We start from the raw sequence: 15,811 nt of genomic DNA, 5'->3' as shown, positions 1-15,811 counted from the left end.
TCATCCTCGAAAGCGGCCAACGGCCCTGGTCGGTCCGTTCGGCTGTGGTGGTCCTGTCCATCCCGACGCAGGGCGACTGCCTGCGCTGCCCGCGGTGCTGCTCCGGACGCTAGTACGCGCCGGGACTACTGCTGAAGCTGACCGGCACGCTGATCGTGGCCTGCCCCCCGTTGATGAGATTCACCCCGACGTTCACTGCAGTGCCGCCAACGGCACCACCGCTGGCCGCCGCGCAGGCACTGCCACTGGTGGCACTGCAGGTCCAGGCGCCACGCAGCGTGGTGCCGTTGGGCAAGCTGTCAGTGACCACGGCATTGGTCACCGCGTCCGGGCCGTCATTGCGGACCAGCAGCGTGTAAGTCGCGGTGCCGCCCGGCGTGTAGCTGCCGCTGCCGTCGGTCTTGGTGATCGACAGATCGGCCTGTCGCGTTCGATTGGTGATCCGGCAGACCAGGGTCACCGCCGTGGCGGTCATCGCCGGCGCCTGCAGCGTGAAGCTGCCACCGCTGCCGGAGGACACCACGGTGTTGTCCTGGTCGGTGCACTGCCACGTGCTCGCGTAGCGCGTGAGCGTGGTGCCGGCCGCGGCGGCTTCAGCCAGCGCGTAGCTGCCACCGGGCACGGTGATCACCGCTGCAGTGGCACCGTTGTTGCCCACGTTGCTGGCCGATCCGACGGTGCTGCCGTTGTAGGTGATGGACAGATTGAAACGGCCGGTATCGCTGGTCGGCTGCAGGTCCTTGACCAACTGCAGGGTCGCCGCACAGGCCTGGGTGATGCCTTCCACGGTGAAGACCGCCTGGCCGATGCGGATGCCGAGCAGGCCCAGCACGTTGTCGACCAGCCCACCCAGCAGCGCCGTCAGTACGGGCGTGACCAGCCCATTCACCTGCGTCCGGATCGGCGTGAGCAGGGTGTTGACGATGCCGTTGACCAGGTCCGCCACCGGCAACGGCAGCGCGATCCCCCCCAGCAGCGTGACCGTTGGATTGCCGCTGGTGACCTGGATGCTGAGCGAGTTGACCAGGGTGGACACCATGGTCGCCGCACTGACCGTACCGGCACTCAGCGTGCGGGTCTGTGGATACGGGCCGGTGAAGCTGGCGCTCTGCAGCCCGGGGGTGGCCGTGGCGAAACTGCGGATGCTCACCGTCAGCGGAACGTTGATATCGGCAATCGGCGTCTGCAGGCCGAGAATGTTGGCCGACACCCGCACGCGAACGCTCAGCGAGGTGAGCGTGGCAGCACTCAGCGCGCTATCGGTCAGCACGGTGCTGCGATTGAAGAACGTAGCATCGCTGATCTGGCCGACATACAGATTCACCAGGCCGGGGCGGGCCTGCAGGGTGACTGCGTTGCCGACCAGGTTGATCGCCGAGATCGTGCCTTCTGCCCGGGCGACGTCGGCATACACCTGCAGGTGCAGCACATCGGCGCTGACACTGGTGTTGGACAGGGTGACGCCGAGCAGATTCAGACCGCTCAGGGCCGCTGACAGCGTGCCGGTATTCAATCCCTGCACGAGATCCAGATCGAGCTTGATCCGGATCGCAGCGCTGTGGAACGCCGCACCGGCTGCGCCACAGGTGTAGACGGGCGGCTCGATCACCTGCGCCCACAAGCGCACATTGGCCACGCCATTGAGACCAAGTGCAGCGGTGTTGACGGTGATCGGTGTGGGCGTGGTGAGCACGTTGCGGAAGTTGTAAAGCTGCACACCGCCGGTGAGCAGATCGAGCACATTGAGCCGCACGGTCGCCAGCGAACCAGTGGGCAGTGCGATCTGCAGGATGTCGGCCAGGCGGATGCTGCCCGTGGTACCGGCCACGCCCAACGGCAGTGCGTTGAGGACGTTGGCCGCTGCCGTCTGCCCATCGGCCTGCAGCACCTGCACCATCGCAGCGCGGAGTTGGCCCAAGGTGATGTTGGTGTTGAGCACCTGGCTGGGATCACTGACCACCACGCCGCCGTTGAGCTGGGTCAGCAACGCATTGAGATTCACGTTGGCGCCGGCCAGGTTGTTCCAGTCGACCACGCTCAGATTGAGGCTGGTACCGGGCAGCAGGGCGCCGAACAGCAGATTGAGCACCGGGCTCTGGGTGGAATCGATCGAGGCCAGCCGCGGGCCCGCGCTGACGCACGCACCCGCAGTGCACGCCGACTGGGCATTGGCTGAAGAAATACCGCCACTTAATGCGATCAGCGTCACAAATAACAGGGTTTTGGCAATCAAACTGAATCGCCCTAACGCCAGCTTCACACCAGAGACTTTATCCATCGGCCATCCCCTGCGTCCTGGCCGAAGCCGCCTGTCACCGGGCGGTGGGTACCGACCATGATCGATAGGGCATCGGCCTGCTTCCGATGTTTTGGATATCCCGGCGCGTCATGGCCGGCTTGAGGGATTAACTACGTGCACGGATGGAAACCGTCAAACCGGCCACATTCAATGCAGGGGGAAGTTTCACTGTCGGCTCGCGGTTTCTCGGTGGAGCGCCTAGTGCGACAGTGACGGCAAGTGATTCTGTACAGAGCAGGAAAAGAATCACTGCCCGGCAAGTATCGATAACCATCCACCGATCAAGGAACGAGAAAGGGGAAGGCCATGTTGGCGATGTCGGATCGAATTCGCGCAGCACGCACCAGTGCAGGGATGTCACAAACACAGTTGGCCGTGGAAACCGGCGTCAAACGCAGTGCGGTCGCGCAATGGGAACGTCGTGGCGGTACGCACCCGAGCGTGTCGCACCTGGTACACATCGCCCTGAGCACGCGCGTCCGTTTTGAGTGGTTGGCCACGGGCCGTGGCGTGTGCAAGGCCAGCGGCGAAGAACTCACCGTGAGCACGCCCACCCAGGACTACGTGCGTGATGATCTGGAGGGCAACGTGCTGTCGCTGCTGCGGCGCCTGCCACCGCGCAAGCGGCAGGTCGCGCAATCCATCATCGAGATGCTGGTCGTGTAAGCCACGACCTTGGTGTGTCAGGCCGACAGTTCCAGCGCAGCGCGCGGCGGCAGCGACCAGTCGATGCGGCCGTGGCCGCGGCGTTGAAGGTAGTCGTTGGTCATCGAGAAATGCCGACAGCCCAGGAAGCCGCGATGCGCCGACAACGGTGACGGATGCGGCGCCTTGAGCACGCGATGCCGGCCGGTATCGATGACCTTGCCCTTCTGCTGGGCGTAGCTGCCCCACAGCAGGAACACCAGGCCCTCGCGCTCGCGGTTGAGGGTATCCACCACGTGGTCGGTGAAGCCCTCCCAGCCGCGCCGCTGGTGGGCACCGGCGCTGCCCGCTTCCACGGTCAGCACCGCATTGAGCAACAGCACGCCGCGACGTGCCCACGGCAGCAGGCACCCGTGGTCGGGGCGCGGAATGCCCAGATCGGCCTCGATCTCTTTGTAGATGTTCAGCAGCGACGGCGGCACCGGCACGCCCGGCATCACCGAGAAACTCAGGCCATGGGCCTGGCCATACCCGTGATAGGGATCCTGACCGAGGATGACTACCTTGACCTGGTCGAAGGGCGTGGCATCGAACGCGGCGAAGATCTGCGGGCCCGGCGGAAACACCTGCGCACCGGCCGCTTTGCGCTGGCGCAGGAACGCGGAGAGGTCACGCATCTCCGGGCGCAGCAGGTAATCACCGATACGCGTCTTCCAGCTCGGTTCGAGCTGGATGCTGGGTACTACATCGTCATTCATCGCAATACTGGTTTGTCGTTGAGGCGGGACAGGCGCAGCTGGAACAGCACCTTGGTGATGAGCAGCCGCTCTTCGATCGGCTTCTGCACCAGATCATTGGCACCGGCCTGGAGCAGCCCGGATTGATTGTGCGGGTTACCGTCGCCGGTCATGACCAACACCGGCAGGCGGCGCTTGCCGTAGCCGAAGTCCACGCGCACGCGCTGCACCACATCGCGGCCACTGAGTTCGCCCTTGAGCGTGACATCGGTGAGCACCAGATCGATGCGGTGGCTGCTGCGGCCGAGCGACTCGGCGGTGAGCAGCGCGAAGGCGTCTTCGGCCGTCAGTACGTGCAGTACGTTCAAGCCCTGCCGTTCGAGCATGCGCTTGGTCGCCTCGGCCACCACGCGGCTGTCTTCGACATACAGGATCGTCGCGCCCGGAATCGTCTCCGGCTGGACATAGCCGCGGATGAAGGTGGCCAGCGCTTCGTGGCCGAGCGCCTTGTCGAAGTAGTCGGTGACGTACTCGGTGAAGCGGCGCTGCTCCAGATGCTGCTGCGCGTCGCCGGACACCACGATGACCGGCACGTAGGCCTGGCCCGCCGCGTCGCGCACGATGCGCGCCAGGTCCAGCCCGTCGCCGTCGCTCAGGGTGAGCGAGGTGGTGACCAGACTGACCGGCCCGGCGTCGAGTGCCGCACGCGCCTCGGCGATGCTCGCGCAGCCCACCACCTCCACCGCCGGCAGTTCGCGTTGCAGCACATCGGCAATCAACTTGCGGACCAGCTTGGAACCATCGACGACCATCACGCGCGGCGCATCGTCGGCGAGGTGCTTCAGGACTTGCGGGCGCATGCGGGCCTCAGGTTTCGGTCGGACGGGTCTGGCGCAGGAAATGCCCTGTCACCAGCCAGGCGCCCAGCCAGCCCAGCACGACGGTGCCGAGCAGCACGAACGACGAATGCAGCAGATCCAGACCATGCAGCACGAACGGGCTGCCGTAACTCTGCGAGAGCGCCGCCAGCGGCGGGCGCAACGCCAGCCCGGCCGCGCCGATCAGCGCCAGCGCGACAGCACCGGCACCCAGGCCATACCACGCGCCCAGATACAGGAACGGGCGGCGGATGAACCCATCGCTGGCCCCGAGCAGCTGCAGCACACCGATCTCATCGCGGCGGGCCTGGATGTCCAGGCGCACGGTATTACCGACCACCAGTGCGGCGCCGAGGCCGAGCAGGACCGACAGCACCTGAACCAGGCGCGTACCAAAGCCCAGCCAGCCATCCAGGCGCTTGCGCCACAGCGCATCGTGCTGGACCAGGTCGGCCTGCGGCAGGCCTTCCAGCGACTGCGCCAGGCGCGCGTCATCGGCGCCCTCGCCCGGGGTCACGATCAGCAGGGTCGGCAGTGGATTGTCATGCAGCGCATCGATCGCCTCACCCAGCCCGGCGCTTTCGCGCAGCTCGGCCAGGCCCTGCTCCGGGGTCTGCACGGTGACGTTGGCTACATCGGCGCGGCCGCGCAGGGTCTCGGCGACCTGGCGGGCCGCATCGGTACCGGCATCGGTCTTGAGGAACAGGTTGATGTCGCGCGACTGCTGCACGCTGCCGGCGAAGTGCTTGAGGTTGTCCAGCGCGATCGACAGGCCCAGCGGCAGGGCCAGCGCGAGCGCCATCACCATCACCGTGAGCAGGGTCGCCCACGGCTTGCGCCACGCACGGCCGAGGCTGAAGACCACGCTGTGGCCGTGGTGGTGCAGCCACACGCCGAAGCGCGAGGGCGCGGCGGTTTCTTTGGTCACCGGGGTATTCATTCGGCCAGGTCCTGCGGCGAGATGTCATCGACCAGGCGGCCGTGGTCCAGGATCAGCACGCGCTTGCGCATCCGCCGCAGCAGCGCGAGATCGTGGCTGACCACCAGCACGCTGGTGCCGCGGTCAGGCAGTTCGGCAAACAGCGCCATGATTTCCGCCGCCAGCGTGGGATCAAGATTGCCGGTCGGCTCATCGGCGACCAGCAGCTTGGGCTCGCCGACAATCGCACGAGCGATGCCGACACGCTGCTGTTCACCGGCCGACAGCTGGGAAGGCAGGGCTTTTTCGCGGTGGCCCAGGCCCATGCGTTCGAGCACCGAGCGAACGCGCTTGCCGATCTCGTTGCGGCGGGTGCCGCGCAGGATCAACGGCAGTGCGACGTTCTCGGCGATGCTGCGGTCCATCAGCAGGCGGTGGTCCTGGTAGACCGCACCGACTTCGCGTCGATGCCGCGGAATGCTGCCGCCGCGCACCTTCAACAGGTTGCGCTCATCGAAGATCACCGCACCGCGGCTGGGCCGCTCGTCCAGATGGATCAACTTGAGCAGGGTGCTCTTGCCCGCACCGGAATGACCGGTGACGAACAGCATTTCCCCGGGGGCGACATCGAAGCTGACGTCCACCAGTGCCTGGTGGCCGCCGGCATATTGTTTGCTGACATTGTCAAAACGCAGGACGCTCATCCCCTGATTATGCAGGACGAGGGTGGCGGCGTGGAGGTGGGGATGAGCACCCGACCAACGGTCGGGTGCTACCCGTTGATCGGCAATGCCGATCAGCTGCCGGACAGCATCCGGCGGATCTTGCGGCCCAGGCGGGTCAGGAACGACGCGCTGGGATCGGCGGCGGGCGTGCCGCGCATCGGCTTGGCGGTCACCTGCACCGGGGTCACCGGGCCGATGGCTGCCGCGCCTTCGGCACCTTCGACCGGGCGGCCGTGGCGACGACGACGACGCTTGCGCGGCGCGCGCTCACCTTCCACCGCCGGGCTGCCATCGGCAGACGGCGCGGCGGTCGGGGCCAGCTGCGGCTTGACCTCGGCCTCGACGGCAGCGACCGGCTGCTCGCCTTCCACGCGCGGCTTGCGCTCGCGACGCGGCTTGCCATCGGCACTGCGCTCGCCCGGTGCGCGGCGCTCGCCACGACCACCGGCCGGCTTGCCGCCACGGCTGCTGCCACCGCCACGACGCTGCTCTTCGGCGGCACGCGCTTCGCGTGCTTCGCGGAAGATCTGGCCGACGCTTTCGTTCTCGTCGCCCTCGGCATCACCCTCGCCTTCCGGCGACGGTGCACGCGGCGCGCGCGGGATCGGGGTCAGGATTTCGCTGGTGACCGGCTCGACCGGGATCTTCTGCTCGATGTAGGCCTCGATGTCCGGCAGGCCCATCGCGTAGCGCTCGCAGGCAAAGCTGATCGCATCGCCTTCTTCGCCCAGACGCGCGGTGCGGCCGATACGGTGCACGTAGTCTTCCGCATCGAACGGCAGATCGTAGTTGTAGACGTACTTGATGCCGTCGATGTGCAGGCCGCGGGCGGCGACATCGGTGGCCACCAGGATTTCCAGCTGGCCCTTCTGGAAGCGGTTGAGCAGGCTCTCACGCTTCTTCTGCGGCACATCGCCGGACAGCACGCCGACGCGGTAGCCGGCCTTTTCCAGCGAACGCGCCACGCGCTCGACGAACACCTTGGTGTTGACGAACACCATGGTGCGGGCGCCTTCGCTGCGCGAGAGCAGGCCCAGCAGCAGCGGGATCTTCTCTTCGTCGGCCGGGAAATAGATGCGCTGGCGCACGCGGGCGGCGGTGATCGATTCGCTCTCCACCACCAGCTTCTGCGGCTCGTTCATGTGCTCATAGGCCAACTCCAGCACGCGATGGCTGAGCGTGGCACTGAACAGCAGCGTCTGGCGCGTGCTGCGCTCGGGCATGCGGCGCAGCAGGAAACGGATGTCCTTGATGAAGCCCAGGTCGAACATGCGGTCGGCTTCGTCGAGCACGCAGATTTCACAGGCGTGCAGCGAGACCACCTTGTGCTGCTTGACGTAGTCGATCAGGCGGCCCGGGGTGGCGATGATCACGTCCACGCCCTGCTGCAGGATCTCGCGCTGCTTGTCGTAGTCCACGCCACCGTAGACCAGCGCGAAGCGCAGGCCGAGGTCGGAGCCGAACTTCACGGCATCCTTGTGGATCTGGATGGCCAGCTCGCGGGTCGGGGCCAGGATCAGCGCGCGCGGGTCTTCCGGCTTGCGATCGGCCAGTGCCGGGCGGGTCAGCAGGCGGTTCACCACCGCGACCAGGAAGGCCAGGGTCTTGCCGGTGCCGGTCTGGGCCTGGCCGGCGACGTCGCCGCCGGGCAGCGCGACCGGCAGGGTCAGCGCCTGGATGGGCGTGCAACGAGTGAATCCGGCTCCTTCAAGGCCGGCCTGCAGGGCCGGATGCAGCTCGAAGGAGGAGAAGGTCAAATCGGTCAGCGGTTTGTCGCTCATGAGTCCGTCTTGGTAAGGCCAGCCGGCAGAGGTGCGGGTGGCTTGCATCATCTTGGGGGGCACCGTCGCAAACGGCCCCTGCGCCGGGATTGGCGGGGCCGGACTCGGGTCCAGGGCGCCGCGCAATGCCCCAGTTTAGCGCAATGTCGGCGGCAAACCGGGGTGGACGGTCGCACCCACCCGTGAGAATACCCGTCATCAGGGCCCCTTCCCGCACGCTAGGCGGCCGGGAAGCGCCGTAGACCCCGCGTTCACAGGCCCTGCCGCCGGTTGAACAGGCCACCGCCGAGGGCTGGAAGCGAGCCCCCGCCTACCGCATATCTGACGTGACCGCCCTGCCCTGCACAGGGGGCGATCACGGGATGCTTCTTTCCAACCAGCGTCTGTCCGGTCACGACGATAGCGGTACACTTCGCCCCGTGAGCGTCCAGGCATCCGCCGTACGCACCGCTGGCCGCCCGCGGCCACGAGGCACCAGACGAGGGTCACGCCCGCTTGGCGTTGCCCAGGTTCAACTTCCTCCGGCCCTGCCGGGTGCATTACCAGACGAGAAACCAAGATGAGCGACAAGGTTGTACATGTCGGCGACGCCGACTTTGATAGCGCAGTGCTGAATTCCAAGGAACCGGTGCTGGTCGATTTCTGGGCCGAATGGTGTGGTCCCTGCAAGATGATCGCCCCGGCACTGGACGAGCTGGCCGATGCCTACAACGGCCGCGCCAAGATCGCCAAGGTCAACGTGGACCAGAACCGCGCCCTGGCCGCCAAGTACCACGTGCGCTCGATCCCGATGCTGCTGGTCTTCAAGGACGGCGAAGTCCAGGCCCAGCAGATCGGTGCCGTCGGCAAGGCCCAGCTGGCCGGCATGCTCGACAAGGCCCTGGCCTGATCGCAGCAGGCAGCCGGCACCGTCCGGCTGCCACGCGGGCCCGTCGCCCGCATGAATGACCCTGCCCCACCCGGCTTGCGCGCCGCCGCGAGCCGGTGTTAGTGTCGGCATATCCGGCCGCATTCGCGCGCCGCATCTTCTGGACGCAGTTTCCTTCCAGATCCTTTCCCAACGTTCGCCGCCCTGCCGGGCGCTCGCACCTTCTAGCGAGGAATCCAGCACTTGTCCGATATCACTACTTCCGAACCCGGGAGCGCCGACGCGCCCGCCGAGAAGCGCGTGCGCAAGCCGCGCGTCGCCAAGGCCGCCGCCAACACCGCTGCCGAAGCCGGTTCCCCCCCTTCACAACCCGCTCTGCCTCTGGCTGCCGCGTCTGACGCGCCGGCGCCGGCTGCCGCTCCTTCGGCGGCCCCGCAGGCATCGGCGCCGGCAGCTTCTGCCGGTGGCGACGCATCGCCCTCGCAGGGCGGTGGTCAGCAGGACACCGGCGACGGTGGCCAGCGCAACCAGAATGGCCGCAACCAGAACCCGCAGGGCGGGCAGAACCCGTACCAGCAGGGCCAAGGTCAGGGTCAAGGTCAGAATCAAGGCCAAGGCCAGGGCCAAGGCAATCGCCGCGACCGTTTCCGCAATCGCCGCGACCGCAACCGCGGTGGCGATCGCTACAACGACGACGGCATGCCGCAGGACAACGGCGAACAGCAGCCGTTCGTGCGCAGCCAGCAGGCCAACGTGCCCGAAGGCTTCCCGGTCTATTCGCTGAGTGACCTCAAGCGCATGCCGGCACAGAAGCTGCTGGAAATCGCCGAGCAGCTGCAGATCTCCGAAGGCGTGGCCCGCGCCCGCAAGCAGGACGTGATCTTCGCCCTGCTCAAGGTGCTGACCCGTCATGGCGACGGCGTCGCCGCCGATGGCGTGCTGGAAATCCTGCCCGACGGCTTCGGCTTCCTGCGCGCAGCCGAAGCCAGCTACCTGGCCGGCCCGGACGATACCTACATTTCGCCCAGCCAGATCCGCCGCTTCAACCTGCGCACCGGCGATCACCTGTCCGGCCGCATCCGCTTCCCGAAGGACGGCGAGCGCTACTTCGCGCTGTCGATCGTGGACACCATCAACGGTGAGCCGCTGGAAGCGTCCAAGAACAAGGTGCTGTTCGAGAACCTGACCCCGCTGTTCCCGCGCAAGCGCTTCACCCTGGAACGCGGCAACGGCTCGTCCGAAGACATCACCGGCCGCATCCTCGATCTGATGGCACCGCAGGGCAAGGGTCAGCGTTCGCTGATCGTCTCCCAGCCCAAGGCCGGTAAGACGATGATGATGCAGCAGGTGGCCACGGCGATCACCACCAATCATCCGGACGTGCACCTGATCGTGCTGCTGATCGATGAGCGCCCGGAAGAAGTGACGGAAATGCAGCGCACCGTGCGCGGCGAAGTCATCAGCTCCACCTTCGACGAGCCGGCCGCCCGTCACGTGCAGGTCGCCGAAATGGTGATCGAGCGTGCCAAGCGCCTGGTCGAGCACAAGAAGGACGTGGTAATCCTGCTCGACTCGATCACCCGCCTGGCGCGTGCGTACAACAACGTCGTGCCGAGCTCTGGCAAGGTGCTGACCGGTGGTGTGGATGCCAACGCCCTGCACCGCCCGAAGCGCTTCTTCGGCGCCGCGCGTAACGTGGAGGAAGGCGGCAGCCTGACCATCATCGCTACCGCGCTGGTCGATACCGGCAGCAAGATGGACGAAGTGATCTACGAAGAGTTCAAGGGCACCGGCAACAGCGAAGTGCACCTGAGCCGCCGTATCTCCGAAAAGCGCGTGTTCCCGGCGATCGACATCAACCGCTCCGGTACCCGCCGCGAAGATCTGCTGATCGAACCGGAACTGCTGCAGAAGATCTGGATCCTGCGCAAGCTGCTGCATCCGATGGATGAAATGGCTGCGATGGAATTCCTGCTCGACAAGATGAAGAACACCAAGTCCAACGACGAGTTCTTCGGTTCGATGAAGCGCTGATTGGCGCCGTGTCGATGAAGTAAAAAAACGCCGGTCATCGACCGGCGTTTTTTGTTTTGCCTCCCCCCCTCCAACCCGCTAGCGCACGATGCTCCGCGGATCCAGACCACTATCCCGGCAGACGCGGTCATGGGTAAGCCGCTCTACCCTGTGATTGCGGGCAAGCCATCGGCCGCTGAGCGGAACATAGGGTGCGAACTGCGACCACGGATAGGGACGGAGGCGTCCCCGCAACGCCGTCAGCAGCAATCGGGCCTCATGTTTGGCGCCGGACAAGTAAGACGCGAGCGCGAACCGCTCGGTGCACACGATACCGTAGCCATCCTCCCGTTCCTGCTGCGTGGCTGCCAAGCGATCCTGCAACGTTGAAGGCGTCGCCTCCAGCCATTTGTACAGCGACCGTCTTGTCCATTCCGCAAGCGCCTCATCACCCACATCGCGCGCCAGCCAGAGAATGTCGACCTCTTCGTCAGACACCGAAAACGCCCTTTTCGATGACCGCGCCAGCGGCCAGCGAGTGAGCGAGATGCCCCACAGGCGCATTCTCCGTGACCCAACTGCTGAATCCGAACATCTCCTCTTCGCTTCCACCCCATCTCGCTTGCGTGCCCCGGGAATACTCGGCCAGCGTCGGCAGGTGAAACGGCGCGACGTCCATCACATGATCCAGCCACTCGTCACGCTTGGCACCGCCCAGGCCAACGACTACGTTGCAGTGAATCAACTCTGCAAAGGCCATCGCCTGGGACGCGTCCTCATCGGCAAGGTCCACAAGGTGCTGATAGCCACATGCCATCACCTGCGAAAACTCTACTCGTCGCCTGATGGGAATGTAGCGAAGGGCGCTCTCGCCCCGGATGCTCCACGCACGCATGATCTCGATCTTCGCCAACAGCAGGCGTGCGTGGCAGGACGTTGGTGATGCCTTGATCCATTGCGTCACCCATCGGGGCGCACGACGCAGCTCAGAAATCGCGGCCAGCAGCGCACTCAGGTGCTCAGCCGGGAGCGCCGCCATCGCCATATCGACCTGGGCGAACTCGGCGCGATGGAGTTGAGCCGTTATCCGGCCCAGATGGGGCGCAATGAAGCAGGGGCGGATCGTGGCGCATGGCAGGATTCTGAGCGTACGGAGCAAGGGATACCTATGGGGTTGCTGATCAGGCGCCATGATTCCATCTCAATACCCCCACTCCCATGCAAGAAGTTGCAAGGTCCCGCCGGACGTTGGCGGGACCTTGCCCGGCAACGCATGTCGATCGTTGCAACGTCGAACTGTCGCTGGAGGTCGATATCCGCAATAATCGCCGCCGCAAGAGTTGTTGACCGCCCGGGGGCGGGGTAAATGGGCAGCGGACGCAGAATGCGCACCGGTTCGACCCGATGTCGTGCGCTCCTGACTGCTTCGCTGCTGCCGTTCCATCCGCCTCTGGCTGGCGCTGCACCCTTCTGCCCGTGATCCCATGCGCCCGTTGTCCGCCCGCCTCAACCTCGGCACGCTGATCCTTGCCCTGGCCCTGCTCAGTGCCCTCATCGCGCTGGCCAATACCCTGCATGCCAGCTATCGCGTGCAGCGCGAACAGTTGATCGGCAACACGCTGGAAGCCAACCGCGTGTATGCCAGCAAGCTGGCCGAATCGACCCAGAACTTCGTGCTCTCGGCCCAGCAGCAGGTGGCCTACAGCGCCACCCTGCTCGGCCAGCGCCGCCATGACCGCACGCAATTGGAAGCCGAAGCCGCACGCCTGCAGCTGCAGACCAACAGCTTCAATTCCGTGCTGATCGTCGATGCCGGCGGTACCGTGCTGGCCACCTCACCGCAGAGCCTGGCGCTGCAGGGCGTGTTGCTCAAGAGCGTGGGCAATCGCGATGCACTGGCACGCCGCGTGCCGTTCATCAGTGACCCCTACCAATCGGCGACCGGCCGGCTGCTGGTCGCGATCTCGCATCCGATCTTCAATGCGCAGGGCGAGTATCAAGGTTACGTCAGCGGGACGATCTACCTGCGCCAGCGCAGCATCCTGCAATCGCTGCTGGGCAAGCATTACTACCGCGACGGCTCGTACCTGTACGTGGTCGATCGCCATGGCCGCATCCTGTATCACATCGAACAGGACCGGATCGGCCAGTTCGCGCTGGAGAACCCGGCCGTACAAGCGGTCACTCAAGGGCATTCCGGCGCGCAACAGGTGCTCAACAGCCACGGCGTGCGCATGCTGGCCGGTTACGCGCCGGTGCCGAGCGTGGGTTGGGGCGTGGTGGCGCAGCGCCCCACCGCGGCCACACTGGCCTCGCTGTCCAAACTGATGTCGTCAGTGATCTGGAACGCGATTCCGCTGGGCATCCTGTCACTGCTGATCACCTGGTGGTGCGCGCGGCGCATCTCACTGCCGCTGTGGCAGCTTGCCCGCAACGTGCAGAACCGCGACACCGGCATCGCGATCCGCCACGTTACCGGCATCCGTGCGTGGTATTACGAAGTCGCCCAGCTCAAGACCGCCCTGCTCTACAGCTTCAACCTCCTGCAGGACCGCATCGGCAAGCTCAACCGCGCCAGCATGACCGACCCGCTCACCGGCCTGCAGAACCGACGCGGCCTCCAGCAAGGGCTGGAAGACTGGCAGGCCCGTGGTCAACCGTTCGGGATCATCGCGCTGGATATCGACCGCTTCAAGGCCATCAACGACCGCTTCGGCCACGCGATCGGCGATGCGGTGATCCTGCGCATCGCACAGTTGATGCGCGACGGTTCGCGCGACACCGACCTGCTGTGCCGCAACGGTGGTGAAGAATTCCTGATCCTGCTGCCGGGCAGCGATGCTGCCGCCGCCGCCCGGGTGGCCGAGCGCCTTCGCCTGCAGGTGGCCGCCGAAGTGTTCGATCAGGTCGGCACGGTGACCGTATCGCTGGGGGTGGCGCATTACCCCACCTACCACGACGACCCGCAGCAGGCCCTGCGCCTGGCCGACAAGGCGCTGTACATGGCCAAGGAACAGGGCCGCAACCGCACGGTGATCTACCCGCAGCCAGAAAGTCCCGGCATCGGGTAAAGACGGGATCGCGGGCACCGTAGGCCCGCGAGTCCCGGTGGCGCACTCAGCCGCCGAGCGGCGTGAGCAGGCGCGGTGCCTCCGGATCGCCGGCCAAGGTCGCCGTGCCATCGGTCAGCAGATCCGGCGAGAAGCCGGCACTGTCGGCGCGGGTGATCCACGGAATCCGGCTGCGCGGACCGGGGATGTAAGCGCGCCAGTGCCCCAGATCATCGGCAGGCGTCTGGTCGATGGCGAAGGTCACCGGCACACGCAGCGTGCGGTAAGGCTGACCGAGGGCGGCATCACCGGCGCTCTGCGGGAAGCGCCACTTGCGTGCGGCCTCCAGCGACGCTTTGGCCAGGCCACTGCGGAAGGCGTCCATCTGCCGCGGCGTGCCGGCGCTGCGCAGGTTGACCTGCTCGGCGATCCGGTCGATCACCCGGCCCTCTTCGTCGACCTTCAGCGCCAGATACACCGTGCCCTGCCCGCCATTGCGGAATACCTCGGCCGGATACCGTGGCGGCAACGTCCGCCCCCGGATGTCCGCTGCACGTTCGGCATCACTCTTGGCGGGCTCGAAGTGCGCGCTGACCAGACGCACGTTGAACGTCTCGTTGGCCCCCGGCCGCGCCACCACGCGCACGGTCATCCGCGTGTCCATCGGCACCGGCACGCCGTCACGCACACTCGGCTCGAACTGCCACTGCTGCACCGTGTTGCGCACCAGCGCGGCTACAGCATCGGGAAGCGCGTCCTGCTTGTCGATCTCCAGCGCAGTGATACGCCCGTCGCTGCCAATGGCCAGCGCGCCCTCCACGCGCATCCCCATTTCCACCGGCACATCGGCCGGCAGCTTGGCAGCCTGCACCGGTGTTGCCGCCAGCATCAATGCCAGAGCAAATCCCTTGATTGCGTCCATCCTGTGTTGCTCCTTCTACGTTCCATCCTTGCCGATGACGAATGCGATGGATGTCGTGATGATAATCAACCGCCCAACGGGGTCAGCAGTTTCGGTCCCTTGCTGGCGGCATCCGCCATGAACACGCCGCCGGCAGGCAGCAGGTCGGTATTGGCATCGGCGCTCAATGCCTTGTCCCTGCGCCACGGTGCCTGCTGGCGCGGGCCGGGGATGTAGGCGTCCCAGCGGCCGTAGCGCTCAACCTCGTCGCCGAACGAGAAACGCACGGGGACCCGGACGGTCCAGCTGGCCTCATCCTTCTCATCGCCGGTAGAGGGCGCCTTGAAGGTCCACTTACGTGCGGCGCCCATCGACACGCGGGCCAGCTTGTCGCGCATCTTCCGCATGGTCGCCTCGTTGGCGATCACCCGCAGATTGACCTGCTCGGTGGCTACGTCCTGCACCTTTCCATCGCGCCCGACCTGCACCAGGAGCAGCACATCGCCCCGCCCGCGTGCATTGAAGACATCCTCCGGATACACCGGCGGCGACATCTTCACCTTGGTGACATTATCAGTCGAGGTTTCGTCGTATTTCTCGAAATTCGCTGCCAGCAGCGTGATCAGGCCGGTGCCATCGGGGTTGTTCTTCGCCCCCAGGCGGATGGTGGCCGGCGTGCGCGCCCTGACGGCCTGGCCGTTCACCAGCACCGGGGCGAAACGCCACGTCTTCACGGCACTTTCGACGAACGTGACGATGGACTCGTCGACCTGCGCGCGCTTGTCCAGGCGGAACGCCTCGACCCGGCCGTCGGTACCGATATCGATCTCACCGGTCAGCACCATGCTTGCTTCAGCCTGCTCGCGCACTTCGCGCCTGGTCTGCGCGGCGACATCGAACACCGTCGATGCGCCCACGCCCCCCAGTACAAGCATCAACGCAATCCCTCGGAATGAATGCATTTCCACCGTCTCCTTGTGAATGCATACAAGCCT

Annotated in this window: 14 protein-coding genes; 4 read left to right on the top strand and 10 right to left on the bottom strand. The window is 65.9% G+C overall.

Annotation, left to right across the window (positions count from 1 at the left end; genetic code table 11):
- Positions 1 to 109: 109 nt before the first annotated feature.
- A complete protein-coding gene (locus tag ABE463_RS07495; protein ID WP_346467713.1) occupies positions 110 to 2,233 on the bottom strand; it encodes a hypothetical protein in 2,124 nt (707 codons plus the stop codon).
- Between the two features lie 372 nt (positions 2,234 to 2,605).
- On the opposite strand from ABE463_RS07495, the gene ABE463_RS07490 reads away from it, so the two are divergent.
- Positions 2,606 to 2,965, top strand: coding sequence for a helix-turn-helix transcriptional regulator (locus tag ABE463_RS07490; protein ID WP_346467712.1), 360 nt, complete (start codon positions 2,606 to 2,608; stop codon positions 2,963 to 2,965).
- A gap of 17 nt (positions 2,966 to 2,982) precedes the next feature.
- Here ABE463_RS07490 and ung read toward each other — a convergent pair whose 3' ends face one another.
- The 5 genes from ung to rhlB all read right to left on the bottom strand — a co-directional run bounded on the left by ung (position 2,983) and on the right by rhlB (position 7,984).
- Positions 2,983 to 3,702 (bottom strand): uracil-DNA glycosylase, encoded by a 720-nt coding sequence (gene ung / locus ABE463_RS07485; RefSeq protein ID WP_346467711.1) that lies wholly within the window; start codon positions 3,700 to 3,702, stop codon positions 2,983 to 2,985.
- Positions 3,699 to 4,541, bottom strand: coding sequence for a response regulator (locus tag ABE463_RS07480; protein WP_123729990.1), 843 nt, complete (start codon positions 4,539 to 4,541; stop codon positions 3,699 to 3,701). Before ABE463_RS07480 ends, ung begins: the two co-directional genes overlap by 4 nt.
- 7 nt (positions 4,542 to 4,548) lie before the next feature.
- Positions 4,549 to 5,499: a permease-like cell division protein FtsX gene (gene ftsX / locus ABE463_RS07475; protein WP_123729989.1), complete on the bottom strand. Its 951-nt coding sequence runs from the start codon at positions 5,497 to 5,499 to the stop codon at positions 4,549 to 4,551.
- Positions 5,496 to 6,182 carry a cell division ATP-binding protein FtsE gene (gene ftsE / locus ABE463_RS07470; protein ID WP_019183511.1) on the bottom strand — a complete coding sequence of 229 codons (687 nt, stop codon included), beginning with the start codon at positions 6,180 to 6,182 and terminating at the stop codon, positions 5,496 to 5,498. The genes ftsX and ftsE overlap by 4 nt, the downstream gene beginning before the upstream one ends.
- 92 nt (positions 6,183 to 6,274) lie before the next feature.
- A complete protein-coding gene (gene rhlB, locus ABE463_RS07465; protein ID WP_346467710.1) occupies positions 6,275 to 7,984 on the bottom strand; it encodes an ATP-dependent RNA helicase RhlB in 1,710 nt (569 codons plus the stop codon).
- 559 nt (positions 7,985 to 8,543) lie between these two features.
- Here rhlB and trxA point away from each other — a divergent pair.
- Positions 8,544 to 8,873, top strand: coding sequence for a thioredoxin TrxA (gene trxA, locus ABE463_RS07460; RefSeq protein ID WP_019183509.1), 330 nt, complete (start codon positions 8,544 to 8,546; stop codon positions 8,871 to 8,873).
- Between the two features lie 222 nt (positions 8,874 to 9,095).
- Positions 9,096 to 10,886, top strand: coding sequence for a transcription termination factor Rho (gene rho / locus ABE463_RS07455; RefSeq protein WP_346467709.1), 1,791 nt, complete (start codon positions 9,096 to 9,098; stop codon positions 10,884 to 10,886).
- A gap of 78 nt (positions 10,887 to 10,964) precedes the next feature.
- On the opposite strand, the gene ABE463_RS07450 is transcribed toward rho, so the two are convergent.
- Entirely contained in the window at positions 10,965 to 11,363 is a 399-nt protein-coding gene (locus ABE463_RS07450; protein WP_346467708.1) for a hypothetical protein, read from the bottom strand.
- On the bottom strand, positions 11,356 to 12,057 hold the full coding sequence (locus ABE463_RS07445; protein WP_346467707.1) for a DUF4034 domain-containing protein: 702 nt from the start codon (positions 12,055 to 12,057) through the stop codon (positions 11,356 to 11,358). The genes ABE463_RS07450 and ABE463_RS07445 overlap by 8 nt, the downstream gene beginning before the upstream one ends.
- A 292-nt stretch (positions 12,058 to 12,349) precedes the next feature.
- Here ABE463_RS07445 and ABE463_RS07440 point away from each other — a divergent pair, with 292 nt between their 5' ends.
- Complete coding sequence (locus ABE463_RS07440) at positions 12,350 to 13,936, top strand: sensor domain-containing diguanylate cyclase (protein ID WP_346467706.1); 1,587 nt, start codon at positions 12,350 to 12,352, stop codon at positions 13,934 to 13,936.
- Between the two features lie 46 nt (positions 13,937 to 13,982).
- Here ABE463_RS07440 and ABE463_RS07435 read toward each other — a convergent pair whose 3' ends face one another.
- Together ABE463_RS07435 and ABE463_RS07430 are read right to left on the bottom strand one after the other, a co-directional pair.
- Positions 13,983 to 14,837: a protein tonB gene (locus ABE463_RS07435; protein ID WP_346467705.1), complete on the bottom strand. Its 855-nt coding sequence runs from the start codon at positions 14,835 to 14,837 to the stop codon at positions 13,983 to 13,985.
- 65 nt (positions 14,838 to 14,902) lie between these two features.
- Positions 14,903 to 15,751, bottom strand: coding sequence for an energy transducer TonB (locus ABE463_RS07430; RefSeq protein ID WP_346467704.1), 849 nt, complete (start codon positions 15,749 to 15,751; stop codon positions 14,903 to 14,905).
- Positions 15,752 to 15,811 lie beyond the last annotated feature (60 nt).

The organism is Stenotrophomonas sp. TWI819, from assembly GCF_039673075.1.
Taxonomy (GTDB): Bacteria; Pseudomonadota; Gammaproteobacteria; order Xanthomonadales; family Xanthomonadaceae; genus Stenotrophomonas; species Stenotrophomonas rhizophila_B.
Note: the sequence above shows the minus strand (reverse complement) of the source record. Positions and strands in the feature narration are given on the sequence as shown.